This is a genomic window from Polaromonas sp. DSP2-3-2b2 (assembly GCF_049895905.1).
Taxonomy (GTDB): Bacteria; Pseudomonadota; Gammaproteobacteria; order Burkholderiales; family Burkholderiaceae_C; genus Polaromonas.
Genome location: NZ_JAFCTH010000058.1, coordinates 1 through 1,102 on the forward strand (window position 1 = coordinate 1; position 1,102 = coordinate 1,102).

At 63.6% G+C, this 1,102-nt stretch carries 1 protein-coding gene; it reads right to left on the reverse strand.

Annotation, left to right across the window (positions count from 1 at the left end; genetic code table 11):
- On the reverse strand, nucleotides 1-975 hold a 975-nt coding region (locus ACP7AD_RS18535), incomplete at its 3' end, for a PAS domain-containing sensor histidine kinase (protein ID WP_426166409.1).
- Nucleotides 976-1,102 lie beyond the last annotated feature (127 nt).

A 1,102-nucleotide genomic window follows, 5' to 3' on the forward strand; every position in this document is an offset into this window, starting at 1 on the left:
ATCGGCGGCATCCACGTTGTCGTCCACCACCAGCACGCGGCGCGATGTTGCGGACGGCAAGGCCGTTGGGGCTAACGGCAACGGCGGCGGCGCCATGGGCGCGAGCATCAGCGGCAGACGCACGACAAATTCGCTACCCTGGCCCAAGACGCTGGCAACCTCTACGCTCCCGCCGTGCAGCTCCACCAGTCGCTTGACCAGGCACAAGCCAATGCCCAGTCCCCCCTGGGAGCGGTCAAGCGAGCGTTCGGCCTGCGTGAACAACTCGAAGATGCGCGGCAGCAGTTCGGCGGTGATGCCAATGCCCGTATCGCGCACGCGCAGCACCGCCATATCGCCCTCTTGCTCGACGCTCAGCCACAGGCGGCCGCCTTCGTCGGTGTACTTGGCGGCGTTGGTGAGCAGGTTCACCACCACCTGCTCCAGCCGGGCAGCATCCGCATGGAGCCAAAGAGCTTGCGCGGGCAAGGACAGCATAAGCACATGGCGGCGCTGCGCCATCAGCGCATTGGCCGTTTCCACCGCCCGGTCCACGACGCCGCGCATGGCAATGCGTTCGAGCCGAAGCTGAACCCGGCCGGTGCTGATGCGCGAGACTTCCAGCAGGTCGTCGATCAGATGCTTCAAATTGCCCACCTGGCGCTCAATGATCGTGCGGGCCTGCTGCTGGATGGGGTGTTCGTCTTTATGCAGTTGTAGGATCATCAAGGCGTTGGTGATTGGGGCGAGCGGGTTGCGCAGTTCATGGCTGAGCATCGCCAGGAACTCGTCCTTGCGCCGGTCCAGGTTGGCCAGGGTAGCTGCCTGCTCCCGGGTCATGCGCTCCAGGCGGCTGCGCTCGGTGATGTCGAAAAGACAGCTGATGGCGCCGGTAATTTCCCCGTTCGCGTTCTTGATCGGCACGACGTTGGCGATGACGGTGACACGGGAACCGTCGGGTCGCTCGACGATGGCTTCGAGGTCGTGCGCCGCCACGATCTCGCCCTTTAGAACCGCAGCTACCGGAGACTGCGCGTGCGGCAATAGCGGTGGCTGTCAAGGAAGTTGTCGCCTGAAGTGAAGTGAGTCAGGCTGCTTTTTGCGTGTTTCGAAGCTCCTTTAT